General features: G+C 59.1%; 23 protein-coding genes and 1 pseudogene. 7 read left to right on the forward strand and 17 right to left on the reverse strand.

Annotation, left to right across the window (positions count from 1 at the left end; genetic code table 11):
- Nucleotides 1–806: 806 nt before the first annotated feature.
- A complete protein-coding gene (locus CP97_RS15730; protein WP_227819625.1) occupies nucleotides 807–1,589 on the forward strand; it encodes an IS5 family transposase in 783 nt (260 codons plus the stop codon).
- A gap of 23 nt (nucleotides 1,590–1,612) precedes the next feature.
- Here CP97_RS15730 and CP97_RS00285 read toward each other — a convergent pair whose 3' ends face one another.
- Nucleotides 1,613–2,113 carry a hypothetical protein gene (locus tag CP97_RS00285; protein WP_063612314.1) on the reverse strand — a complete coding sequence of 167 codons (501 nt, stop codon included), beginning with the start codon at nucleotides 2,111–2,113 and terminating at the stop codon, nucleotides 1,613–1,615.
- Nucleotides 2,110–3,609, reverse strand: a complete 1,500-nt coding sequence (locus tag CP97_RS16055) for a chymotrypsin family serine protease (RefSeq protein ID WP_149036387.1) — start codon at nucleotides 3,607–3,609, stop codon at nucleotides 2,110–2,112. The genes CP97_RS00285 and CP97_RS16055 overlap by 4 nt, the downstream gene beginning before the upstream one ends.
- A 181-nt stretch (nucleotides 3,610–3,790) precedes the next feature.
- Between CP97_RS16055 and CP97_RS00295 the strand changes: the two genes are divergently transcribed.
- A complete protein-coding gene (locus CP97_RS00295; RefSeq protein WP_008603964.1) occupies nucleotides 3,791–5,140 on the forward strand; it encodes an IS1380 family transposase in 1,350 nt (449 codons plus the stop codon).
- A 623-nt stretch (nucleotides 5,141–5,763) separates the two neighbouring features.
- Here the strand turns inward: CP97_RS00295 and CP97_RS00300 are convergent.
- From CP97_RS00300 to CP97_RS00310, 3 genes and pseudogenes are all read right to left on the reverse strand, one after another.
- A pseudogene (locus CP97_RS00300) lies at nucleotides 5,764–6,069 on the reverse strand (transposase); the annotation flags it as partial.
- 322 nt (nucleotides 6,070–6,391) lie between these two features.
- Complete coding sequence (locus tag CP97_RS00305; protein WP_048884305.1) at nucleotides 6,392–7,225, reverse strand: hypothetical protein; 834 nt, start codon at nucleotides 7,223–7,225, stop codon at nucleotides 6,392–6,394.
- Nucleotides 7,222–7,923, reverse strand: a complete 702-nt coding sequence (locus CP97_RS00310; RefSeq protein ID WP_227819729.1) for an META domain-containing protein — start codon at nucleotides 7,921–7,923, stop codon at nucleotides 7,222–7,224. Before CP97_RS00310 ends, CP97_RS00305 begins: the two co-directional genes overlap by 4 nt.
- Here CP97_RS00310 and CP97_RS16340 point away from each other — a divergent pair.
- Nucleotides 7,846–8,025 carry a hypothetical protein gene (locus CP97_RS16340; protein ID WP_162493056.1) on the forward strand — a complete coding sequence of 60 codons (180 nt, stop codon included), beginning with the start codon at nucleotides 7,846–7,848 and terminating at the stop codon, nucleotides 8,023–8,025. The genes CP97_RS00310 and CP97_RS16340 overlap by 78 nt on opposite strands.
- A gap of 5 nt (nucleotides 8,026–8,030) precedes the next feature.
- On the opposite strand, the gene CP97_RS00315 is transcribed toward CP97_RS16340, so the two are convergent.
- The 12 genes from CP97_RS00315 to CP97_RS00370 form a co-directional block, all read right to left on the reverse strand.
- Nucleotides 8,031–9,956, reverse strand: coding sequence for a hypothetical protein (locus CP97_RS00315; protein WP_063612315.1), 1,926 nt, complete (start codon nucleotides 9,954–9,956; stop codon nucleotides 8,031–8,033).
- Complete coding sequence (locus tag CP97_RS00320) at nucleotides 9,946–10,665, reverse strand: hypothetical protein (protein WP_048884308.1); 720 nt, start codon at nucleotides 10,663–10,665, stop codon at nucleotides 9,946–9,948. Before CP97_RS00320 ends, CP97_RS00315 begins: the two co-directional genes overlap by 11 nt.
- Nucleotides 10,650–12,152 carry a hypothetical protein gene (locus CP97_RS00325; RefSeq protein ID WP_048884309.1) on the reverse strand — a complete coding sequence of 501 codons (1,503 nt, stop codon included), beginning with the start codon at nucleotides 12,150–12,152 and terminating at the stop codon, nucleotides 10,650–10,652. Before CP97_RS00325 ends, CP97_RS00320 begins: the two co-directional genes overlap by 16 nt.
- Nucleotides 12,149–14,512: a hypothetical protein gene (locus CP97_RS00330; protein ID WP_048884310.1), complete on the reverse strand. Its 2,364-nt coding sequence runs from the start codon at nucleotides 14,510–14,512 to the stop codon at nucleotides 12,149–12,151. The genes CP97_RS00325 and CP97_RS00330 overlap by 4 nt, the downstream gene beginning before the upstream one ends.
- Nucleotides 14,509–15,789, reverse strand: a complete 1,281-nt coding sequence (locus tag CP97_RS00335; RefSeq protein WP_227819627.1) for a serpin family protein — start codon at nucleotides 15,787–15,789, stop codon at nucleotides 14,509–14,511. The genes CP97_RS00330 and CP97_RS00335 overlap by 4 nt, the downstream gene beginning before the upstream one ends.
- Nucleotides 15,786–16,232, reverse strand: coding sequence for a hypothetical protein (locus CP97_RS00340; RefSeq protein WP_048884311.1), 447 nt, complete (start codon nucleotides 16,230–16,232; stop codon nucleotides 15,786–15,788). The genes CP97_RS00335 and CP97_RS00340 overlap by 4 nt, the downstream gene beginning before the upstream one ends.
- Complete coding sequence (locus CP97_RS00345) at nucleotides 16,229–17,578, reverse strand: hypothetical protein (RefSeq protein ID WP_149036388.1); 1,350 nt, start codon at nucleotides 17,576–17,578, stop codon at nucleotides 16,229–16,231. The genes CP97_RS00340 and CP97_RS00345 overlap by 4 nt, the downstream gene beginning before the upstream one ends.
- Before the next feature lie 32 nt (nucleotides 17,579–17,610).
- Entirely contained in the window at nucleotides 17,611–18,021 is a 411-nt protein-coding gene (locus tag CP97_RS00350) for a hypothetical protein (protein WP_048884313.1), read from the reverse strand.
- Entirely contained in the window at nucleotides 18,018–19,202 is a 1,185-nt protein-coding gene (locus CP97_RS00355; RefSeq protein WP_149036389.1) for a hypothetical protein, read from the reverse strand. The genes CP97_RS00350 and CP97_RS00355 overlap by 4 nt, the downstream gene beginning before the upstream one ends.
- 100 nt (nucleotides 19,203–19,302) lie before the next feature.
- Nucleotides 19,303–19,536, reverse strand: coding sequence for a hypothetical protein (locus CP97_RS15735; RefSeq protein ID WP_082863654.1), 234 nt, complete (start codon nucleotides 19,534–19,536; stop codon nucleotides 19,303–19,305).
- 277 nt (nucleotides 19,537–19,813) lie between these two features.
- On the reverse strand, nucleotides 19,814–20,029 hold the full coding sequence (locus tag CP97_RS00365; RefSeq protein ID WP_048886566.1) for a helix-turn-helix transcriptional regulator: 216 nt from the start codon (nucleotides 20,027–20,029) through the stop codon (nucleotides 19,814–19,816).
- A complete protein-coding gene (locus CP97_RS00370) occupies nucleotides 20,022–20,513 on the reverse strand; it encodes a hypothetical protein (RefSeq protein ID WP_048886567.1) in 492 nt (163 codons plus the stop codon). The genes CP97_RS00365 and CP97_RS00370 overlap by 8 nt, the downstream gene beginning before the upstream one ends.
- Before the next feature lie 368 nt (nucleotides 20,514–20,881).
- On the opposite strand from CP97_RS00370, the gene CP97_RS00375 reads away from it, so the two are divergent.
- Genes CP97_RS00375 through CP97_RS00390 form a run of 4 tightly spaced genes read left to right on the forward strand, consistent with a single transcriptional unit; the run spans nucleotide 20,882 to nucleotide 22,930 of the window.
- Nucleotides 20,882–21,214: a hypothetical protein gene (locus CP97_RS00375; protein ID WP_048884316.1), complete on the forward strand. Its 333-nt coding sequence runs from the start codon at nucleotides 20,882–20,884 to the stop codon at nucleotides 21,212–21,214.
- Between the two features lie 33 nt (nucleotides 21,215–21,247).
- Nucleotides 21,248–21,535: a type IV conjugative transfer system protein TraL gene (gene traL, locus CP97_RS00380; protein ID WP_034960277.1), complete on the forward strand. Its 288-nt coding sequence runs from the start codon at nucleotides 21,248–21,250 to the stop codon at nucleotides 21,533–21,535.
- Between the two features lie 13 nt (nucleotides 21,536–21,548).
- Nucleotides 21,549–22,118, forward strand: a complete 570-nt coding sequence (locus tag CP97_RS00385; protein ID WP_048884318.1) for a type IV conjugative transfer system protein TraE — start codon at nucleotides 21,549–21,551, stop codon at nucleotides 22,116–22,118.
- Nucleotides 22,115–22,930 carry a type-F conjugative transfer system secretin TraK gene (locus CP97_RS00390; RefSeq protein WP_048884319.1) on the forward strand — a complete coding sequence of 272 codons (816 nt, stop codon included), beginning with the start codon at nucleotides 22,115–22,117 and terminating at the stop codon, nucleotides 22,928–22,930. The genes CP97_RS00385 and CP97_RS00390 overlap by 4 nt, the downstream gene beginning before the upstream one ends.
- The last annotated feature ends 32 nt before the right edge of the window (nucleotides 22,931–22,962 follow it).

Genomic DNA, 22,962 nt, shown 5'->3' on the forward strand with positions numbered 1-22,962 from the left:
CCTTTGTGGTCTTTGCAAAGCATACGATTAACTGCTTGCATTTGCACGAGTAGCACGCAGATTGCCTTACAAATTGAAAGGCGAGGTCGCAACTATGCCGAAGACGTTGCTCAATGAGAACCGGAGGTCTGCGGGGCATCAGTCTCGAATGCTGCAAGTGCACAAGAGCTGCGTTTACAATCGCTCACTGCAAGCAGGCAGTGCAGCGCGTGCCCGGGCCGTCGTCGCATCGATAGTGCTGTTTCTTTTGTCGCCATCGTGCAGCCTTGGAGACCCAATAGCAGATCGGGACTGGCGCAATGAAACAGTCTATGTCCAGGTGGGCGAAGTGGTGTTCGAATTGTCGCCCGGGCGGGTCTACAGCCTGGATGGCATGAAAGATAAAGAGATCAACGCTGCTCTCGCAGAGGGCAAGGGTACCCAAGCATCCCCTCTTCGGCTCCCTAACGTTCGGATAGGAGTGCCGCTGACTGACACTCGTGGCCTAGATTACGACGTCTCAATTACAGAACCTAGGGAAATGGGCGGTGCGAGGAACGTTGTTGCGATACCCCAGGCCGCCAGCTTATCCTCCGTCGATTTCAATCAAAGCCCAGACCGTCTTTCTGGCAAAACCTATGAGGGGTCAGCGACTTTCCGATTTTCTAACGGCCAAGTGATCGAAAGCCCAGTGGGATGTTCCGTAGTGCTTATCGACGGGGAGATACGCAACGTATTTTGCACCGCTAGCGGCCTAGGCCGTGTTGACAAAAGGGATTCCCAATCACTCCGACTTCTGATTCAAGACTGCTTTTTGAGGAGCAGTCATGGGTCGCGGAGACTTGTCGGATGCGGAGTGGGAACTGATCGGGCCGCTGCTGCCGCCTGAGCGGGGACGCTGGGCGCGACCGACGGGCGATAACCGACTCTTCCTCAACGGCATGCTCCACGTATTGAGGGTAGGCTGCCCCTGGCGCGACATGCACGAGCGCTACGGCAAGTGGAACTCGGTCTATGTCCGGTTCCCGGCGCTGGGCCGAACAAGGCGTGTGGGATGCCCTGCTTCAAACGCTGGTCGATCTGGGGCTGACCGACGACTGGCAGCACATGATCGACAGCACCAGCGTTCGCGGCCACGTCTCGGCAGCGGGCGGAAAAGGGGGGCTTGTGCGAACGCTCTTGGTCGATCACGCGGCGGCTTTACGAGCAAAATCCATGCCCGCTGCGACAATCAGGGACTGCCTCTCGGCTTCATCCTGACTGGTGGTGAGGCCTCCGATTACACCGCTGCTGAGCCGCTGATGGAGATCCCGGTCGCCGCACCCAAGGCGCTGCTGGCAGACAAGGGATATGATGGCGACCGCTTCCGCGAGAGCCTGCTGATCCGGGGCATACTGCCGATCATCCCGCCCCGCTCGAACCGCAAGGTGCCCGAGCATCCCGACTATCGTCGCTACCGGGACCGCAACCGCGTCGAGCGCATGTTCGGTAAGCTCAAGCAACAGCGCCGTATCGCCACCCGCTACGACAAGACCGTCCTGTCCTTCGAGAGCTTCCTAAACCTCGCCGCCACTCGCCTATGGCTGAAGTCTTTTGTCAACACGGCCTAGGCAACAGCCGATGGCTTACGACCTTACTTTGAAGGTTCTCCAAAGCGTTTCAAGTTCCGCACTTGGATAATTCGTTCGCCACATGCCATATCCAAGTCCGCATGAGCCTCTTTCAATATGGTGTTCGCTGAATCCGGACCGGCTTTCTTTTCCCATATCACTCCACCAGTACCTTCGACGCGATCGCCAAGACGCAATTTTTCGGAGCCAGGTGCAATTTGAATAAAGAACCCATCTTGATCTCGCCCCGTTTGGGGTAAGTTTCTGAACAGCGGCATATCTGCATCCGACCGCGAGAAAGAACTTGGCATCACCTCGCTTTCAAAATCCGACCGACCGGACAGAATAACAAGGCAACCATCTAACTCGGCCAAGCGCCCGATTACATATCCGCTTTCAAGCACATCGGGATTGTAGGAATAAACCTCAATCCCATCGCCTTGCTCTGACGATGGTGAACAGCTTGCGGCTACAGTCGCAACAGCGAAAAGGGCGGCTGAAATCCCAAATCTCTGTCTGGTCACGGCGTTTTACCAGTGGCGCCACTTGCGCCGCTTCGGATCAGAATAACAGCAGGCATGAAGTCATTAATGCGATCAATGGGCATGTAATTCATTTCACAACCACCATCATAATAAGTATGGCAGGGCCGAATGCCATATTGGTTGGTGGGTGTATTAAACATTGGGTGTACGGGCTTCCATGTCGCTGATGTGACAACACCGGCAGCGGTCGCTTCATATCGGCTATTTGTGGAGTTCCACACGGGCTGCGAAAAGACTGCACCGCCACTATCGCCACCCCAAGCAATAACGTCTTCGGTCGCATCTCCGACTTTAACCAAACCGTAGAACGTTTGGCCCTCTGTATTGTTTTCGTTCACCGATGAGGCGACTATTATACCACACGTCACCCCTGTTGTGTTGCCCGATTTGCAACGAGCAGCGCCCTTAGGGTGGCTAGGGTTTGAGGTTCCAGATGTCGCAGTATTCACCAACGTGTTGGTGATATGAATGCGACCGCCTGAAGCCGGAAGACCTGATTGAACATTGGCCCAGTTCCGCGTTTTAAATACCCAAGGAGGTGATTTCGTATTGTCATAGTCGTAGTAATTATACGATCCGGTGACGTTGTTAAAAAAGTAAACTTCTGGGGCGGTGCTCACATCTGGAATAGGAATTAGCTTGAAGTCATAGGAGCGACCACGTGTCGAATCATATCCATTCTTATCATAATTTGCACTGGTTGGGCTTGCAAACGTAAGAGTCTTTCCTGAATTTTGCTGGGCGTTGTACCGCGTTCCTGGGCAATGCCCTGCCGTAACCATTACGGGTTGCCCGGAGCTATCCCTTGCCGAAAAGGCGAAAGTGCAATGAAGTTGATTTCCATTTTCTACGCGATAATGATTCCAGCCCCCGTATATCCACTCTGCTGTTGTGGCATTGGTTTGTAGCTTTCGGCTAGGGTTCCCTTTTTGAACTGTTACATCACTGCGCATGCTGGGAGGAATTAGCGCCTTAACCTCATTCACGGCTTCTTCATCTGCTTGAACGACAAAACGGTCTTTATCATATGAAAAGTAGATTGAAGCGTCCCTACCCGACAGCAGTTTCGTTAATTCATCAGTCATCGCTTGCGATGAAGCGGGATCGAATTTCGAGACGCGGGTTTTGAAAACAGATCGCAGACCAGCGGGAACCATAGCTCTGACTTCATTAGCTTTGGCATCGGATGAGAAACTAGCTGTAACTTGGTATACAGGCTCATGCTGAATATCCACGCCAAGGAATATATCAGGATACTTTACCGCAAGATCTGTTGCGAGTGTTTCAGCTTCTGCTTGAAGTTTCATTCGCTTTCGAGCTTCAGTTTTGCTGAGTTTAAATTTTTTGGCAAGATAGCTTTCACCTGGGCTTTCTGGTGTCGCCATTTGCGGATCTATTGTCCGTTCCAGCTCTTGCGCAAGAGCTGGACTAGTGGCGAGCAGCGCGGACGAGCTTATCAGAATTATCTTATTCACAATAGCAACTCCCTGTTCCCATACATTTATCTATACGCCTATCGAGCGCATTAACCCGTCGTATTCACCAAACCGGTCCTAAAGGGTTAGCGGGAGTGGCCTAAGCCTCTGATCTGAATTAGGAACTGGGTGTCTAAGCCGAACCTGCCGCAGGGCAGAAAATGCCACAGGTCACCCCCGCATGAACAACGATATCGCAAGCGCATTTGGATTCCCAGCAGTCGGCCGCAAGAAAGTCACAGCCGCTTTCGACGGCGGCCGGCTTACCTCGGATGGCGGCGTGTTGCTGCTGGCACAGGCCGAACGAGCGATGGGGATCTGCCAGCAGCTTGCAGCCTGCATTTCCGATCCGCGTGACCCGGGCAGAGTGGTGCATCACCTCGACGATATCCTGCGCGCCCGCATCTTTGCGATCAGCTGTGGCTATGAGGACGCCGATGATCTCGACGTTCTGCGCGACGATCCGGGCTTCCGCCTGGCGCTGGGCAAGCTGCCGGGATCGGGCGTGGGGCTTGCGAGCCAACCGACCATGAGCCGGTGGGAAAATGCGCCGACTACGCGCGAGTTGGCCAGGATGATGGCCGCGATGATCGACATCTACTGCGCCAGCTATCCCGCCGCGCCGGCGGCGGTGACGCTGGATATCGATGACACCTGTGATGTCGTGCACGGCTATCAGCAACTCTCGTTCTGGAACGGTCATCACGGGGAGCGCTGCTTCCTGCCGATTCATGTCTACGACACCGCCACCGGTCGGCCGGTGGCAATGCTGCTGCGCGCCGGCAAGACACCGTCGGGCGCCGAGGCTGCCGGACACATTCGGCGCCTGGTGCGCCATCTTCGGCGGCACTGGCCCGATACCCACATCACCATCCGCGGCGACGGGCACTATGGGCGGCCCGAGGTCATGACGTTGTGCGAGGCGACCGGCGTCGATTACGTATTTGGTCTGCCGACCAACGCCGTGCTGCGTGCCGATCCCGAAATCGTCACCGTCGCCGATGCTTGTGCCGTCAGGCGGGCTCAACGCCAATGCCCGGTCCTGCGCAACTATGCCGAGACCCGCTACGGCGCCAAAAGCTGGAAATGCCAGCGCCGCGTCGTCGCCCGGATTGAGGCCAGCACGCTGGGCATGGACATCCGCTATGTCGTCACCTCGCTGACCGAAGGCTCGGCCGAGCACATCTACGACACGCTGTACTGCGCCCGCGGTCAGGCCGAGAACCTGATCAAGCGCCACAAGAGCCAGCTCGCCAGCGATCGCACCTCGTGCCGCTCGGCGGGCGCCAACCAGATGCGCCTCATCCTGCACACCGCCGCATACTGGCTCCTGTGGCGAATCCAGCAGGAAATCCCAAGAGCCACCGCACTCGCCACCGCCGAGTTCGCCACGCTGCGCCTGCGCCTGCTCAAGGTCGCTGCCCGCGTCATCGAAACCGCCACGCGTATCCGCGTCGCCTTCGCTTCGGCTTGCCCGGATGCCGGTGTGTTCAAGGCCATCACCACCAGTCTGCGACCAGCGCCCACATAGCAAGAGCGGCGGTGCCGCCGAACCCCTGAGCCCCAGTCCATCAACCTCGAAAAGCCCATTGCTCCTGCCGCGGTGAAAAACGCCGGTGGAGGCGTGCGCCTTGATCAATCAGGCACCGCCACATCGCCGTCCGAACAACACGAAGCGGTAGCCTCATGAATAGGACGGGTTAAGTTCCATGTATTTGAAAGAGAGTCTGATTGATGTGAGATGGACACCCGCAATAACTTCCAGCGCCAACGGTAATGACGCCGCTCCACTCCGTGTTGTTCACGCCCTGATTCACCGATGTTCGCATCATTCATCACAGTGCTGGAACCGGACGGGGGTTATTGTGGGTGTCCAGCTTGGTCCAATGGCGGCAGCTTTGGCCCCAATCCGCCAAAACCTCCCGGGTATAGCAAGAGAGCGTGAGATTCTCCGCATTGTGGCGACGATCCCAGCGCACGATGAGCAGGACCTCTTGGACGCGGCAAGGGATGAAGTGTTTCGCTGGGCGCGCAAACGCGCGGCGGGCGAATTGCCGAAAGAGGCCTGGGACGGACAATCCTTTGAGGCGCTGGCGGCAGGTCGAACAACGATGGCTGCGCTGGTCACTGCTGGCGACAGCGTTCTGTGGTCACTGCGCGGAGACGACCCCGACAAAGCCGTTCCTGGACGGATCTGGTCAGCCCCAGATCGACCAGCGTTTGAAGCAGGGCATCCCACACGCCTTGTTCGGCCCAGCGCCGGAACCGGACATAGACCGAGTTCCACTTGCCGTAGCGCTCGTGCATGTCGCGCCAGGGGCAGCCTACCCTCAATACGTGGAGCATGCCGTTGAGGAAGCGTCGGTTATCGCCCGCCGGTCGCGCCCAGCGTCCCCGCTCAGGCGGCAGCAGCGGCCCGATCAGTTCCCACTCCGCATCCGACAAGTCTCCGCGACCCATGACTGCTCCTCAAAAAGCAGTCTTGAATCAGAAGTCGGAGTGATTGGGAATCCCTTTTGTCAACACGGCCTAAGCTGATGATTTATCTTGCGGGCTTGAATGCGGGCTACGATCATTCGATCATCGATTTTTTCTCTCCAGATCAAATCTTTGTAGCGCCGACGGGATAGCTTTTTCGGGCATCAAATCGCTGCACCCTTGCGCTCCATTTTCGATACGTTCGGTGACTTGCGCCGATTGTTCGAAAGCAGACATCGCTAGCCGGTGAGCATTTCGCACAATGTCACAATTTTACCAAGCGACGCCTCGCACAAAAAAGGCGTCAAAATCCCCAGAAGCGATTGCAGTTGATCGGCTCCAGCGCGGAAGTACGTAGCCGCCGATCAGCTTGCCTTTTTGCGGCGTCGATCGCGCAGCGATTGGCGCGTTCCAGGATCTGCTTGTCGATGGCTCCACTGCGTTCGCCGTACCGCCTGAGGGCAGGATTGAAACGCTCCGGATAGTCAAAGGGATTGCTCACAGACGTTACGGCGATCATCTTGCGATGACCGCATGCTTTGGACACCTCTTCTGGGGCGTCGAAAAGCGGACTAACCATGCCGGTTTGTGCTGGCAGGCCGACCCGCACGTTACCCGCTGCATTAGGTTTATAGCGGGAACCGAACGCTAGAAACCCGTCCTCATCCACGATAAGCGCGGCGCCGAAGGGAAACATGACCAATGGGTCATCATCGCCTTCGATATCCGCAAAAAAACATCCGTCACGCAGGAAAATTACATGCTCGGAGGCGATTGAAAGAACATCGCCTGCGGGCTGCTCTTCCTGCGGAAACGCGCGGACATAGTAGGCAAGTTCTGCCGGAACCGCAGGGCGGGCCAGCTTGGGCTCGTAGTTTTCCGGCTCCGGTGGCCAATCCTCTTGCAAACTGATGAAGGGCGCCGGCAGGGGCGCTTCGAGAATGGTCAACCGGCCGCTGGTCTCCTGCGTGGCACCGGCGGGAATAGCTGCGGGTTCCACGCAAGCTGAGGGCGCGTTGCCAGCCGCAGTAACGATGCGGCCATTTTCATCGAACGTCCAAAGCGGTTGCTGCTCGGCCTGCTGCGTGCAAGCGGCCAAGAGCATGACGGCCAGCGATATGAGCGCCGGGCGGATCATTGCGCCGCGCCTCCGGTCAGCACATGCCCGTGCCCAGCAATGATGAGTTCGCCATTGGGGCCCACCAGATAGCGCGGGTTAGATCGCATGAGGTCAGCAAATGCATCATCCAGTGCGGCATATTCTTCAGGGCAAAGCTGCTCGGTGCTGGCGATCTCGTCTTCAACAATAAGACGGCCTTGGTTGGTTAGATATGCGCCGAACAGGGTGGCACAGGATGCTAGTCCCTGCCAGCTCACGTCTGTGAAGGTCAGATACCTGTCTTCGGGACTGGTGCTTTTCTCGCTCTGGTCGATGAATGAGATGCGCCATCTCGTCCCGATGAGCGCCTGCGACGCCGGGACGGCAGTCTCAAGAGTGTCAGCCTGTCTGTCTGACAATACCACCTGATGTTCTGCGGATCGGACTACCACTTGGCTTCCCTTCTGCTCCACCGCCGGTTGCGCGAAAAACAATTCGGAAATAGCCCTTTCCTGCTCAGCAATACCTTCGCAATACATCGCTGTGCCGCTCCAGCTGTGGATTGCAAAACGCCCATCTGTATAGAGTGCGAGTGCTCCGAAACTGTTGCAACCGAGCGATCCGCCCACACTTCGGGGTCCAATCGAAAGATAGGGAGCTTGGCCGCTGCCGGCCAGTTCCGGCAAACTTATTCCATCGACGCTTACGACCCGCCAACGACCCTCGATGTCTTCCAAGGCAAGGGCCGCTGGTTCGCTAGCATTGCCAGCATCGGCCCTTTCGGTCTGGTCGATGGCGGGATTGCACGCACACAGACATGCCGCGAGAAGGACAGGTGAGACCCTCATCGCATCATCGCTCGCATGACGACATCACCATCAGGCAATGGCAAAATATATTCCGGATCTGTAGGACAAGTGCTGACACAAATGATGTCGGGGAAGTAATTTTGGTCAATCCATTGCGCCGCTTTCTGGACTGCGATCTCTGTCACCGGATCGCCATTCGGTTGATCGCCCGGGCAGGCAACCGCTGATGCGCTTGCCATGCGTCTCCCTTCCGTGAATTGCATGGAAACAGGTGTGCAACCGTCGAAATATACTCTCACGCCGCCATAACCGTTAGGATTGCCCATGTTCGTGTTGCCATCATATTCGATCCACAGCCGAGTCGGGTCGGGCAACACCCGGTCCCCGATGCGCGTGATGAAATAACGGCGGACAGTCCAGTTGCCGAATGCATCAGCGGGGCGCGGCGGCGCAATTGCCATCATTCGGCGATCGGCCGTCCGCGCCAGTTCGCGCGCCTCACTTACGCTGGTTCCTGCAAAGCCGGCTGCACCCAGCACATTGGCGCCTTCAATAGCCTCGACCAGATTGCCATCGACAATCCGCATCAAAGGCAATGTCATTTGCACGATGCGCGTATCATTCGCAGGTGCTATGCCTTCGATGAGCCGGCCAGCTATGTAGCCGGTTCTGCTTGCCAGCAACAGCACTTCGGCACCGATTTCGGGCGTGATGGCGGGCGACCGGCTCTGGTCCAGAAGTGGCGGCATCCTGACGATCAAAAGATCGCCGGCTTTTCGTCCGCCGCGCCAGCTTTCGCGCACGCGGTAAAGATAATCCAGCGACAGGCCGTCGCCCCAATCAACCGGCCTGATCCCCTCCAGTACCGCCAGTGCGACAATGGGCGCACCGGCAAGATGCTGCTCCAGATTTTCATGTGACTGATCCGCAGCAGACAACAGCCCAGCCGTGACGGCTTGGTCATGCTGCCAGGCATTCAGGCCCGAAAAGACAAGTTTGCGCGGATCGGCGGGATTTTCGACGCCAGGGAAGCCCTCGCCGCCCAACCCGACCGCGCGCAAAGCCAGTTCGAAACGCTCGTTAAGGTCCAGCTTTGCCGATGCCGCAGCCATTTCCTGCGCCCAAGGATACGGCGCCACCGTTTCTGCATCGCGCGCCAGTTCCGGGAAACGCGCTGCGGGAACAAGTGTGGCGCGCGTCCCGCCAATCCTGACGGTCATGCGGGTTTCGACCGGCTCGGCAACAAATTCTGCGCCCATGCCCAGCTTCGCCAATCGGTCGCCCAAGGTTCGGACGCGACAATTTTCGTTTACGCGCAGGTAAGAGCCGCCGACGCGAACCTGCCAGTCTCGCTCAGGCCCCCAGCCGTTTGTAGCAAAGGTGCAATTTGCAGATTCGACCTCATAGTCGTTGCCAAAGGTGACGCGCGTCAATTCGTCACCTCGGAACGGCCTGCCGCGCGTGTCCGCCAGCAGCCAATCGCCTCGGACGAAATCTTCGCTTGGATAGGTTCCAACGACATCGACTTTGGTAAACAGCCAAGTTTCCTCGCCGCGTGCGATGCGCAGGCTCGTGCTGTCTGGCATCGTGATCGACACCTCCTGGCCGTCGAACGGGGAAAGCCGCTGCCGGGACCGGCAATCCGCAGAGGGGCGGGTATAGTCTTCAACGGCGTATCGCCCATCGCCCAGATCGAGCAGTTGGCCCTGTGTCAGATCGCAACCCGAACCCCATGAAAACATCGGACTCCAGATGGTGAGGCGGTCAGTGCCCGCACTGTGCGAGCCTGTAACGGGACGCCACTCGCCATAAAGCTCCTTCACTGCGTCGGTCATAGGCGCAAGCTGGCCCGGCGGCGGGGGCGGTGGAGGCAGCTGTTCGGGAGGCGAAACGGCGGCCGTGCTGCATCCCGCAAGTGAAGCGGCCAGAAGAATGGAGAAACCCAGATTTTTAGCTTGCATCAATGTACTCCTTGCAGAGCGCCTGAGCATCGTGCGGAAGCGGAGGTGGAGGAGGGGGTGGTGGCCGTGACGCCAAGGTTTCCGGATCGGGCCGCGGCGCTTGCGGGGTCGGGAAGGGTGCAGGTCCGGGCCTGTAGCCGGGCGGCGGCACAAATTCTGGCGGAGGTTTTGGGAACATCAGCGCGCATTCACTTTCGGCGCTGCGCATAGAGACGCTGGCGAGTGTCTGGAGAACCGCCTCGCAATCTTCGTCATTGCGGCACGTGCCCCAGAACAGCGGCTGTTCCTCCTGCTGCCAGATCGCCGCCGCCGCGCTATCCTCTCCACCGTAATGATTGGTGATCAAATACCGTTTGGCGCCGTCATCCAGTTGTTTGCGAAAGGCAGGCTTCCCGTTGATCGTGATCGGTTGGCCCCAATCCCTGTCGGGCAGCGCCGCACCAAAGTGATCGACCACATAATCAAAGCGCAGATCGCCCGCGCGCCATGCCAGATGGACGCTGTCATCGGCCAAGGGGCATTCGCTCGCCCGCGCATCGCACGGTTCGATGGCTCCTTCTAATTCGAGCCCGACAGGGAAGACGAACGACATGCCGTCCAGCGATATACCCGACGAAGATCTGATCTCCGGCTCCGGCACCGTGATATCGGTCGGCTCGCCGCACCCTGCCACAGCTACCAGCGCTGCGAGGGTCAACCGCCGGGACATTGCAGACCCTGTCCGTCGAATGTCAGCCGCGCGCCTCTCGGGCTGATTTTGAAGCCGCCTTCCCATCCCGCCCAAGAAACCCTGGCAGAACTGTCGGGCGCAAGATTACAACCCAGGACGCCATCTTTTACCGCACAGATCGCCGCGCCCTCCTTGGCGAACAGTCTCATTGCGCCGAGCCGTCCTTGCTCGGGCAGATCGGCAAGCCGGGCCGCTTCTTCGCGTCCAAAGCGGATACAGTCGCCGTAAGCAAAAGGGTCTGGTTCCGGCTCAGTTGGCTTCTTGACCGGAGCCGGAATGGCGGTGCCTTCGGCCACCGCAGCGAGCCTCGCGATCAGGCTGGCCGAAGTTTCATACCAATAGGCATCGCTCTGGGCGGGATCGCCGGGCAGGACGGTCTGGCTTGTGTAGAGCGTACCGTTCACCAATGGACCGTCAATCACATCCACCCCGCGCGGATTGTTACGTAGCTGCGCCATGGACGCCGACGTGCCGGTTACCTCCAACTCCGTAATCAGTGGTTCTGAGGTGTTGTTGCGAAACCGCGATGCTGCTTGCGCCACCAGCCACACATGCCGACGGATCAGCGCATCGTTGTCCAGCGTCTCGGTAGTGATGTCGGCTTGTATCTTAGCGGCCAGAATGGCAAGCGCGTCAGAGGCAGCGGCGTCGTGCGCGTCAGACAGGGCCCGCTCGATAAGACCAGAGTCCGCAAACCCGACAGGAACCCGTGTTTCATCAATCAACTCGCCATTAACAAGCCGAACCGCGAAGGGAGCAAGCCCGGTATCCCGAAGCCAGCGCCGAGCATCCCGTTCACTCAAGGGATTGTGGAAACGCACAACCATGCGGTTTGCTGCAAGTTCAGACAATGAGGGTGCCGCTGGCGGCTCTGCTTGGAGCGGGCCAGACCATGCGAGCCAGCCTTCACGCGTGCCCAGTCCAGCCTGCACGAGCGGAAAAGCTGCTGTGAACAGATCTTCGTACAGAGCAAAGCGGCCAAGCAACCGTCCATCGGCATTGCGGAAAACAACATAGGTTTCGCCCTCGCGAACTGCGAGCCAGCCTGGGTGGCAGGAGGTCATGGAGTAATTGCCATCCGCCTGCGGCACTTGCTCCAAGGGAAAGGGGTATGGCGTCACCCGCCCCTGCTCATCGACCCAATGCTGCGCCTCGATATCGCGGTGATCCGGACCCGATGCACCCACAAACAGCGAGAAACGATCAGGCGAATTGCCTTTCACCCGCTCGATCACATGAAATGTGGTCACCGGGCTGCGCCAGTCGGGATCGCTGCCAAAGGCGGTCCGGGTCTCGCCCGCCACCGCAATATCGACCGTGAATGCCGCCGCTGCCATTTTTCCGGTGAAGAAGCTTTGCGATGCTGCGCCCACCGGTTCTGGCGGCTGAGTGTAGAGACAGGCACTGGCAGCCTGAGGAGCAAGCGCGGTTGCGCACAGTGTGAGCGCGATCAGCGATCTCTTCATTTCGCTTCCTTTCCAATGACACGGAAGGAACGAGCGATGGGCACCAATCGCTCGCGTAGCTCGGAAAGTTCAATCGGTTCGGGATAGAGGCTGACCGGACGAACCATTTCGCTTTCGTCAATCAGCGATGGCGGCATCCAGGGGATTGAGACAAACCAGCGGCCTTCGGTTCGCGCCGCGCCCTCGCCCCCCTGCACATGGGACATATGGCGATAAAGCGCATCGTTGAGATGCAGCACCCAGCGCGATCCAGGTTCAAGCGAGTTTGGCAGACCGGGCAGCAGCACTGGCTCGTCACCACCCTGCCCATAGACGCGCTCGCCTTCGTCATTGTCCCGTTCGCCCGACGCAAGGCGCTGGCGCAGTTCACTGCCGGGTGCGGCACTGCCAGAAAGTGTCTCGATCACGCGCCAGCGCACGGACGAGGCAAAGCCGTCCGGCCCGTTGTCGAAGATGTCGATCCCGACCGGCTCGGCAATCACGATATCCGTGGCAAGCATTGCCCGCTTCTCCACTGTCGCCCGCCCGTTTATAGCCTCCATCGCCTCGATCGGATCGAAGCCCGCGCGGCGCAGATCCTCGATCCGTTCCAGCGTCTGGCCGTAAGCGATCAGGAAATGTGTCTGCTCGAGCGAAGCGGCTCTCGACGGTTTACTGGCGACCCACCGGCCTTCGGTTTCGCCGGGGCGTGGCGGTTCGGGCCGCATAATCGGTGTGTCTTCGACCAGCGCACGTATTGCGGCGAAATCGGGATGCGCCTCCAGCGGATACCAGATCGCCTCCGGATCGCGGCGGATTGGTATGTCCTGCTGATAAACGGCGGACTGGTTTGCAATCTCCAGCCGGACCAGCGGCGGGAACTTCAACCGACCGTCTACTCCTGCTTGAGAAAGTGCCGCGATGTCGCTCGGGCTAACCCTGACAAAGCCCTCGATTTCACTGATCCTGACATCTGCCTCGATCCCCGCCTCAGCCAGCTGTGCGGAGATGTCATCGCGGGCGGCATTGAGCGCATTTGCGCCCTGAGGCACCTCCTGCCCTGTCACAAATGAACGGAATTCATGCCGCACAAGGCTATCGAGTGTCACAGCCTCGGTATGGAAAACGTGAGCGGTCGCCTGCCCCTCGTCGATATAGATTTGCGCCACTACATCGCCGCGTTCCATCATCATTCCGTCGCGCCAGGCTTGGAGTTCCGCAAAACGCGCCATGTCGGCGGCATAATCGGTTTCCGCCGCCGCCCGGCTGCCCAATTCGCGCTCGCGATCGGACAATGCAGCCTCCTTGCGCTGCGCATCCCAAATGTCGCGCGGCACGATCCCGCGCACCACGCGGTAGGGCCCGGGGCAGCCTGCGGTCCCGATTGTATTGGAAGGCGGCGTTACCTCCCCCGGTTGCAATCCCATCAAGACAACATCGCTATCCGCATAGACCTTCGCGCCGGAAAAACGGTTCATCACAGCCACACGGTCGGGATCGGTCAGGTCGAGCGCCTCGCTCTGTTCCCAAATCGCGATCTTGGGTTCCTCGCCCTCGGGTTCGAGCCAGAGGCAACCATCGCGCAATTCGAGCCGTGCGGGCACATCAGGAACGCCCACCAATGTGCTGATCCCGCCATCAGTGCGATTGGCAAATTGCGGGAAGCTGCTCACCCTCGCATCGCCTGCGGGAATTGGCGGCGCAGCAATTGGAAAAGGGTTTGGCTCGTTGAAGATCACATAGTCGGGCAAGTCGATCTCGCCGCGAGCAGCCGCTTCGCGAATAGGGTCGGCGCTTTGGCCAAGGTCAATTTCGACCTTTCCGGTCGTCACGTTTCCGCCCGCTCCATACCAGTTAATTCCAAGCCGGTTGAGGTCATTCACGACGCGGTCCTGCGTCGCGCGCAGTTCGATCAGCGATGGCCCTGCCCTCTCGACAGGAAAAAACAACGGATCGCTGGTGTATTTCGCAAGCGTTACCGCCGCGTCTCGAGTGAAGGCAACCGCCACCCCGTAAGCAGGCTCGTGCTGGATCCAGAGCCCGGCAAAGGTATCCGCTTCCTGTTCGCGGAGCACCATTTGCAAATTACCAATAGAGTCATCAGGCGCGCCGGGCGGAGGAGGAGGGCCGGGTTCGGTGCGCGGGCCCGTCGAGCCGCGCAGCTGGATTTCGATACGCCTGTGCGCTTCTTCCACGCTGACACAATAGGAGCGGGCATATATGGCAGTCTCACCAAACTCACCTGTGAAGTTCTCGATCCCGTCGATTTCCTCGGCGGTTAGATTGGGGCAGGTTTGCGACAGCGGCTTCTCGTCCTGTGCCAGCGCGGGCTGCGCAAAGGCGAGGGACAACAGGCTGGCGGTGAGGTATTTGGATTTCATTGCGATTGCTCCACGGGGGTCGGATCGGCAATCCGGCCAAAGAAAATCAGAGCGCCGCTGAATCGGTCGCGAATTGTCAGAAGAAACGGCCGATCCACGATCATTTGTGGCACGTCGGGTATCATGCGTGATCCCGTCACAACGATCTTCACTGCTGTCACAGCCGCCGCCTCGGTGCCCTTCTCGTCAACGCGCAGGAACGTTGCGTGCGCCACATCGTCAATCGCAAGCGGCGCGTCCGCCATGCCGCTAAAGTCGGCGCAGGATTCCATGAACGCGCACGGAATTCCTGCCGCGATCAAGGCATCCCTTACGCTGGCATCAAAACGCGCCTCGAACCGGGGCAATCGCAGGAGAATGTTCTGACGCTCACCTGACTGGAGATCGAAATCGGCTTCGCAGCCCTGAAAGCCGCTGCAAAACGCGAGGCGATCAATATCGCTCTCCCAGCGGCGAAGCGTGCTTATATCCTTGGGGAGAAACACTTCCATAACGAAGCGCCCGTCCCCATAGGGCAGTGCGACCGACTGCCCGTCGCCGGTCTCGCGATATTGCATCGATCCGAGACGTTCCATCATGTAGATGGGCACCTTAGAGCCGTCTCCGCGGGTGAACTCGCCGGTCGTCCCATCTTCGAATGGCACGGTCCAGTCGGCCTTGAACCATACCGCATTGGTCAACACGGCGGCGGTCAAGTCGTTGAAGCCGCTTGCTTCGACAATTTTCGTGATCCGCTCGCGCGTCTGCTCGCTCACCCAGCCATTGATGGTGTCCGCCGAACCATGCGGATCGCCCCCGAAATCGACAGCCTGAGCGGTTGCCCCAAACCCTTCACTTGCCGCGCGCAGATATTCAGGCTGAAAGTCCAGTTCGTCGGACAGCCACATCGCGTTCGCAACCGAAAGTGCGACCTTCTTGTCGCCAGTGTCGGTAAGGAAGCGATTGTAATCGCGCACCGAGGTTCCGAGGCGGGTCGCTGCATCCCAGCCAAGCAAGCCGCGCAGCTCTGTCTCGGTTTCTCCGCGCGCACCCGGCAGAGCTAGGCCGATCCCCTCACTCAAAGACAAGGGCGAGATGAACAGATTGTCGTTGGGCTCAGCGCTTGCCGCCAGCTTTGGATATAGCCGCGCGGCAATCCTGGCCTGCCCGGCGGTGATCACATACGGGATTGCGCTGGCTTCGCCGGTCGATGTGGCACCATCGGTCGGCAGAGTCGCGCAGCTTGCAAGCGGTGTGGAAGCTGCGAAAACGCAGATCAAAGCTACCTTGCGCATCATCGTGAAAAATCCTTGTTATCAAGCTCGGCAGAGTTATCTGGAGGCGGAAGAGGGGCGAAAACATTCTGCGCCTTAACCAAATGCAGCGTTTTGCACGAAGTGTCGCTGACTTCGCTTCTCGCATTCAGTTGCCCGGAAAATCCGGCATGTCGTCCTACGTAAAAAGTTGTCTCTCCGTCGGTAAGTATTTGACCGTCGAACCCAAAGCTGTCCGGCATGATGACCCCGGTGGCGCCGCCCTCATAATCGCGGACAAACAAACATCCGTCTGCATAGTCAAGAATCCCGCCCGCACCTTCCAAGACCGGAACTTCGCCTGTTATTGCTGGGTAGGTGTCGAACTCGAAAGGTGGTGCGACGGCGGAACTCTCACTTTCCGGCGAGCAGCTGACAAAACAACCAAGGGCGACCGCAACCGCCGCATACGGAAAGCGGACTTTCATCGATCCTGCTCCAAAAATTCTTTGAGCCAATCCGGTAGCGGTCGCATCCAGCCTTCGGGCGTGCGGCAGATAAACTGCTGCGGGCTGCTGCCGGGCGGACATTCGGCTGCGTCCATCACAGGACGCGGCGGGCTATTAAGATATGCTCCTACAGGCAGTGGCGGCAGGGCGATCCCATTTTCGTCTCGCTGGACGGGCTGTGCTGCCTGTCGCCTTTCCAGCCAGACAACAGCACGTTCGGCCTGATCTGCATCGATCCCATAGGAACTGCGCAGCGAACGCACGGTGCTGGCCCGAGATGATACGGCGTCCTGCGCGCTGCTTGCAGCTGCGCTAGCCGTTCCGCCAACGGCAATCACGGTGCTGCTGCCGCAAGCAGCGTGGATCGGCCCGACCAACTCCGGTGTGCTGACCTCATTGACAGATCCGGTAAACGTCACTGCCTCACCCACCCGCGCATATCCGGGCCAGCCATCGCTGGCGAAAGCCAAATAGTTGTCAGAGTCAACAAACAGCTGTGCGCCAAGTGGGAATAGCACCAATGCATTGTCACGGTCCGGCGCGCGAAAGCAGCCATCCTCTAGTGTAATCAACACCCGGCTCTCAATAAGATTTACAGAGCCCTGCGGACGATCTGCGCGCGGAAATATGCGGATATGCGGTGCAGCGATGCTTGGCACGGCGTCATCTTCAATCGCCGGTCGCGGAGGATTGTTGATGGGAACCACCGGCGCAGTGTTGAAATGCAACGTGACCGATTCCGGAATGGTCACACCCTTGCGCTTAACCAGCGCGCGGAAATCCGCTTCGGAAACACTGATGTAGGCATCGACCTGACTGGCTCCAATTCCGCTCGACTGCATGACCCGGTCATCCCCGAACGTCGCCCACATCCAGTCAGCGTCGGCCATCATCTGTTCCATCGACCAGCGTACAGTTTTGCCGAAAAACCGTGGATGTTGCGTGTATTTGCGCAAAGTTGCTGGACCAGCGCGCAGGAACTGAAATACGACCGACGGATCGCCTTCGTTTTCGTAATAGACCGACACAAAATTGCCGCGTTCGGCCCGGCGCAATCGGTCCTGCAAAGCAGAGACTTCGTCCATTACACTGTTCTGGAAGTCGGCAACGCGCTGGAACTGCTTGCCCGCGGCGATCTCCTCAGCAGTCGGCGGTTGCGGTTCAACTGGCTCAGCAGGAGTGAATGGCGCAGGCGGCGCGCTGCGAATAGTGGCATAGCCTGCCGCGCTAAAACCCGCGTGGAACGGCGGGCTATCGCCTTGTGATGATACGCCGCCGCTACTAGCCGAACATCCGGCGAGCATTGCAGCGGCCATAGTCAACATGCTTCTTCTCTTTGCCCCAGTCATGGACATATTTACTGTTCCTTCATGCCATGCAGCCGCATCACATCTTTTGTCGGACATCCAGCCGGGATGGTAACTCCAAAGAAACTCTCGATGTCGGCAATCGGCCACCCTTTGCCGTTCTCACGCAAAAGCGCTGCACCGCCTTGTATTGGGACATCCAGCCGGACACTCCCTTGCGCGCGAGGGTCGATGATACGGGTTCGGTCCTCGCTCAGCTTCACGCCGGGGTCGAACAGCACAGTCGCTGGCCGGTCGCCGCCCGTGACAATGCAACCTCGCTGAAGTTCGATGGAACCGTAGAAGCCGGCCTCCCCTCCAAATGCGGGTCGCGCGATAGTTATGGGATTGCCGCCTCCACCATGAGCGACACAGCCAGAGAGCATCAGCACAAAAGAAACTGCAAGCCTGTGGCGCATCATCCTGTGCCCGGAAGTGTGGGCGGCGTTGGCGGAATATGCATGATCATTTCGCACCACGTCAGCTCCGCGTTGCCGCCGCGCAACCGATTATCTGCCAGCAGCTTCTCTTGCTCCAGCAGGCAAGCATTTGCCTGAGCCATCGCCTCGGCTTCATTCAAACCGTCGCGCGCGGCATTTTCCTTCACAGCGTGCCACACCCCGCCATAGCCCGCAGCCTGATTGAGCGAATTGACCGTGACAACGCGGTGCTGCCCGCATGCAGCAATCAGTGCGTCCGGCGGATCGGATACTTCGCTGCGAGACCCGAGCTGCATTCGCGAGCCGACCCGGGCAAGGCGGGTCGTCTGGCCGGAATGGCGTGAGCGGAACGCCAGATGTCCTTCATCGTCGCGATAAATGCCGATACCGAGCGGGAACATGGCGAGCGGATCGTCTTCCCCGTCCTCATCAATAAAGAAGCAACCATCACGCAGCACGATCGCATCATAGGTCGCGATGTCGGGTGTTGGTCCTGCCAGCACCGTTTCTGCAGGCAGGTATCTGATCGACGCCTTCAAATTATCTGGCACAGCAGGCAAATCAGGCTCTGCCCAATGACTGACCTTCAGTATAAGATTGGTCGGAACATCCCAGCCGCGCTCGTCCCGCATTGCTTCGAACTCGTTGCGCGAGATCCTGATATCGAGCCAAGGAGCGTCCATGTTACCGAAGCCGGGAGAGGCAATATCTTGGCCAATGCGCTCTGCCCAATCCCGCGCGACGCGGTCCTGATCGGTGCGCGCGAAATCGCCCCTAGCCGGTTGGAACAGCGTGTTATCCGTGTAGCGCCGGAGCGACGATGTCGGCTTGTTTACGAAGTATACGATGCCGGTGACAGTCCCTAATCCGCCACTCTGTGGACCATCCGCCCAGCGCCATTCGATCCCGCCGAAATTGCCGATTTCACCCGCCTTGAGACGGCGCAGCATTGGCAGGTGCTGATGCTCCAGCCTGTCGGCAAACTGCCAGCGTCGATCATGGACCGTGGGCGTGTAGGGTTCAGGCCCCAGCCGAGTAATGGGCGTGTAAGGCGGAGCCTCAAGAACGGTCTCATAAGAGTTCGAGGTTTTTGTAGGCGAGGCATCGCCGGGTGCGGAACATGCTGCGAGGAGCATAGATGCTAAGATACTAAACCGGATCATAACCACCCTCCATGTTACAAGGTAACATAAATAAGGTTCTATGAACCTTGGATAAATAAAGGCTGAGCGTGATCTAATTGGCGTAGCGACGGCTGCGCACTCACGCTTCGCGGCAACGAACCCAGCGTTGGCGACCAGCGCGCCACACGGAGCCGTCATAGGTGTGGCTCGCTTCGTTCCAGCTGGCGATCAGGATCAATTCTTCAGTGATTGCATCTGGCGATACCAGCGCAAGCCGCAGCTCAGACGCGCTCAACCACCACTGCGTTGCAGTTACAGCGATCTCTTTGCGCCCCTCGACAAGCCGCGCCAGGAACAATCCGGCGCTCGGCACATGTCCGAAGCCAAGGGATACTATAATGGGCTCATCTCCCGCAGTCCTACACGCCAAACCCCCGGTCGCCTGAGCCGGTGAGCTGATCAGCAGAAACGTGAGGACAGCGATTGAAAAGTATTGTTTCACGGTGGTGGTTCTGAAACGCTCATCATGAATGGCGAATTGCTTGTTCGGTGGGAAGGTTGTTGACCAAAAAAGCTGTCCGCCTCTTTATAGGCCTACTTCCTGAGCAGATTACTTTAAAGCCGACGGTCCGCAACCGGCCCTCTTTTAGTCACTCCATTATACCTGCAATCCATTCATCGATATCATTCTCAGCCCAGGCTACGGAGTAGCCCCCAAGTTGTATCGGCTTCGGAAACTTCCCTTCGGCCATCCAGCGATAGATCGTCGAACGGCCTAGCCCGACGCGGTGCTGCACCTCCGGAAGGCGAATAAGCCGGGTGACCCGGCGTGTATCGGTCGCTTCCTTTTCAATCTCTTCACCCACGATGACCTCCTTCGGCATCAGCGAAGACATCGCCGAGCAAGGCGTCCTTGCGTTCGAGTTCATCGATATGGTCGGAAAGAAGGCGAGCGACACGGTGTGCGGTGCCCTTAGCCCAGCGGGGCTTCACGTCGTGCACCTGGTTGCCGAGAACACGTTCGAGCGCAAATGGAAGCTCACCAGAGAAATCCTCAAAGAACAGCGCGAGGTCCGATTGCAGCCAGTCAATCGTGTGATCGCCGCCACTGACTAGGAACAGCAGCAAGTGAGCATGCGGTGCGACGCCGCTCGCAGCCAGAATCCGTAGGGCTTCTCCAAGACTTGCCGAACGCTCGCCAAGAAGAACCCTTCGAAGGGCATCTCTATGGATCTGCGCATCGCGTGCGATGTCGCAGCGTGCGCGGCCGCTGGCTTCGACAGCGGCGAATAGCAGCCGGGCAAGATCGGCGCGAACCTGTTGTTCGGCAAAGAGCGCCATCTCAGTCATCGACGATTCCTTTCGCATAGTAGTCATCGACTCACCGGCTATCCCGAAAGGAAAGCTGTAGGAAAACGAAAAGAACAATAAGGGAACATAAAGGAAGGCGCGAATCAGCTTCCTTCGGTGATTCGCGCAGATATTGATCGCTTCGGCGCGTATTCCGGCAGGCTTGGCGCAGATCCCGGCACAGTCGGCGCTACCAGGCAGTCCGTCTGCGCAAACACCGGCCCAAAGCCTTCCCAATGTCGGTTTTTGCTTGGTTGATCGGACCGAAACGCATTTCCCGATTTCCTACAGGCCAGCTCCGGGGAGAGGAAAGAACATACAGCGAACACATCGCTGGCTGATGTTCAATCTTTTCGGAGTTTCCACCCATGACCACCAAGACTGCTTTTCCGGCCACGAGCCGCACGCAAAGCCGCATACCGGGCCGCGATTATATCCTCCCGACCTGCGTTGCGCTGGCCTGTGCCGGCGCCGCTTTTGCCGGCGCGGACACCACCTTCGATCCTGCTTTGAACCAGTTCACCGACTTCCTCGAAGGTTCGGGCGGCAAAATCATCACTGTGCTCAGCCTTGCTGCTGGCCTGATCGGGCTTGCCTCGGGGCGGTTTTCGCTCGGCCAGATCGCCGTGCCGGTGGGCGTCGGGATCGGCGTCGGCACCGGCGTGCCGATCGTCACCTCGGTCGTGACCGCGGTCATCTGACCCCGGGCCCGGTCACAAAAGGAGGGCGGCATCATGGCCGACAGGTACCTTGTTCCACGGCGGCTCGACGATCCGGAGCTCATCGGCTTCTGGACCATCGACGAGTTTGCAGGGATTCTCATTCCCTTCGCCTGGGGCATTCTTGCGCAGCATATTTTCATCGGTATCGGCTTGGCCGCCGGAACCTGGTTTGCCTTGCGGAAGGCAAAGGCTCGCGGTGCCGGTTCGGCACTGGTGCATGCTGCGTACTGGTACCTGCCCGGGAGTTTCCTGGGGCTGAAAGCCACGCCGCCCTCCCACTGCCGCCTGTTGGCGGGCTGAGGGAGCAGGAACCATGCAAGCACAATTTGCACATGAACAGGCGCAGGGTTTCCTGCGGCAGCGCAACCGCTTCGCCGTGCTGGCAGGCGTTCTGGGTCTGACCACGCTGGTCAGCTTCGGTGCTGCTGCGACCCGCGATGAACAGGTCGTGCTGGTGCCGATCACTGCCGAGCGGATCACCGTCTCGAGCGGCGGGATCGACGCGCCCTATCTCGAGCTCGTCACTCGCGACACGGCGCTGATGCTCCTTAACCGGGCACCAGAGAGCCTCGATTATTGGATGGCCAACATCCTGAAGCTTGCTGATCCCGCCGCGCACGGCGCGCTTAAGGCCGAGCTGGTGCAGATCGTCGAGGAACAGCGCGGCTCGGACATCAGCCAAGCCTTCGTGATCGCCGAAATAAACGTCGATCCCAAGGCGCTGACATCGAGTGTCACCGGCACGCTCAAGACCTTCGTCGGCGCGCAGGTGATCGCGAGCCAGCGCCGCGCTTTCCGTTTCCGCTGGTCGAAGCGAGGCCTCAGCCTCGCGCTGGCCGGCTTCGAGCAACTTCCCACTGACAAAGAGGACATCGGCCAATGAGCCTTTTCTCATCCCCACTTGCTGCCGCGCTTGCAGGAACCGGCCTTGCCTGTTTCGCGATTGGCGCAACAAGGCGCCCCGATCCCGGATTGAAGCTCACCGGCCTTGCCGTGCTTGCCTTTGGGCTCGCGCCGGTCCCAGCGCACGCCGACCAGTTCGTCGAGGCCGCCGACAACGCGACGATCGATTGCGAGCTGGCGCGCGGCGAACTCACCCGGATCGCGCTTATCGATGACGGCTTTGCCAATGTCTCGAAGATCGCGAGCGGCTTTCCCTACAACGACTTCCAGGTGACGCACGAGCCGGTGCGCGGGGACATCTATATCTCCGTGCCTCCGCAATTCGCGGCGGCGCGCGTCAGCTTCTTTGCCACCAGCAAAGCGGGCTACGTTTACAGGTTCGCCTGCCGCCTCGGCGGCGAGGAAGCGACCCAGCTGTTCATCACCAACCCCGCACTGGCCAAAAGCGAAGCGGCAGAATGGGAGACCGAAACTGGCCCGGAAGACACCGCGATCCGGTTGATCGAAGCGATGGCGAGCGATGCCGTCCTGCCTGGCTTCACCGCGCGCTCCGAGCTGTCTCCTCCGCGCCGTACCGGCGGGATCGAAGTCCAGCTTGTTGCTGAATACCAGGGCGACGCGCTTACCGGACAGCGTTTCCTTATCCGCAACCTCGGCCAGGAAAACCTTGCGCTCGCCGCCGAGCGCGAAGCGCCCGCAGGCGCGCTCGCCTTTGCCTATGGCCGCGACGCGCTCGCCCCCGGCGAAGCGACCAGCGCTTTCCTTATCTTTGCAAAGGGAGGGCTCGACTGATGGCCCAGGCACCAACACAACCGCAGAAGACC

The sequence above is a fragment of the Aurantiacibacter atlanticus genome, assembly GCF_001077815.2.
In the GTDB taxonomy this organism is placed as follows: Bacteria; Pseudomonadota; Alphaproteobacteria; order Sphingomonadales; family Sphingomonadaceae; genus Alteraurantiacibacter; species Alteraurantiacibacter atlanticus.

Bases quoted from the DNA above. Each gene is read 5' to 3' on its own strand.
- CP97_RS15730 (WP_227819625.1), top strand. From the start codon at position 807: ATGGGTCGCGGAGACTTGTCGGATGCGGAGTGGGAACTGATCGGGCCG.
- CP97_RS00295 (WP_008603964.1), top strand. From the start codon at position 3,791: ATGAACAACGATATCGCAAGCGCATTTGGATTCCCAGCAGTCGGCCGC.
- CP97_RS00305 (WP_048884305.1), bottom strand. From the start codon at position 7,225: ATGATCCGCCCGGCGCTCATATCGCTGGCCGTCATGCTCTTGGCCGCT.
- CP97_RS00315 (WP_063612315.1), bottom strand. From the start codon at position 9,956: ATGCAAGCTAAAAATCTGGGTTTCTCCATTCTTCTGGCCGCTTCACTT.
- CP97_RS00320 (WP_048884308.1), bottom strand. From the start codon at position 10,665: ATGTCCCGGCGGTTGACCCTCGCAGCGCTGGTAGCTGTGGCAGGGTGC.
- CP97_RS00325 (WP_048884309.1), bottom strand. From the start codon at position 12,152: ATGAAGAGATCGCTGATCGCGCTCACACTGTGCGCAACCGCGCTTGCT.
- CP97_RS00330 (WP_048884310.1), bottom strand. From the start codon at position 14,512: ATGAAATCCAAATACCTCACCGCCAGCCTGTTGTCCCTCGCCTTTGCG.
- CP97_RS00335 (WP_227819627.1), bottom strand. From the start codon at position 15,789: ATGATGCGCAAGGTAGCTTTGATCTGCGTTTTCGCAGCTTCCACACCG.
- CP97_RS00340 (WP_048884311.1), bottom strand. From the start codon at position 16,232: ATGAAAGTCCGCTTTCCGTATGCGGCGGTTGCGGTCGCCCTTGGTTGT.
- CP97_RS00345 (WP_149036388.1), bottom strand. From the start codon at position 17,578: ATGTTGACTATGGCCGCTGCAATGCTCGCCGGATGTTCGGCTAGTAGC.
- CP97_RS00350 (WP_048884313.1), bottom strand. From the start codon at position 18,021: ATGATGCGCCACAGGCTTGCAGTTTCTTTTGTGCTGATGCTCTCTGGC.
- CP97_RS00355 (WP_149036389.1), bottom strand. From the start codon at position 19,202: ATGATCCGGTTTAGTATCTTAGCATCTATGCTCCTCGCAGCATGTTCC.
- CP97_RS00370 (WP_048886567.1), bottom strand. From the start codon at position 20,513: ATGACTGAGATGGCGCTCTTTGCCGAACAACAGGTTCGCGCCGATCTT.
- CP97_RS00375 (WP_048884316.1), top strand. From the start codon at position 20,882: ATGACCACCAAGACTGCTTTTCCGGCCACGAGCCGCACGCAAAGCCGC.
- traL (WP_034960277.1), top strand. From the start codon at position 21,248: ATGGCCGACAGGTACCTTGTTCCACGGCGGCTCGACGATCCGGAGCTC.
- CP97_RS00385 (WP_048884318.1), top strand. From the start codon at position 21,549: ATGCAAGCACAATTTGCACATGAACAGGCGCAGGGTTTCCTGCGGCAG.
- CP97_RS00390 (WP_048884319.1), top strand. From the start codon at position 22,115: ATGAGCCTTTTCTCATCCCCACTTGCTGCCGCGCTTGCAGGAACCGGC.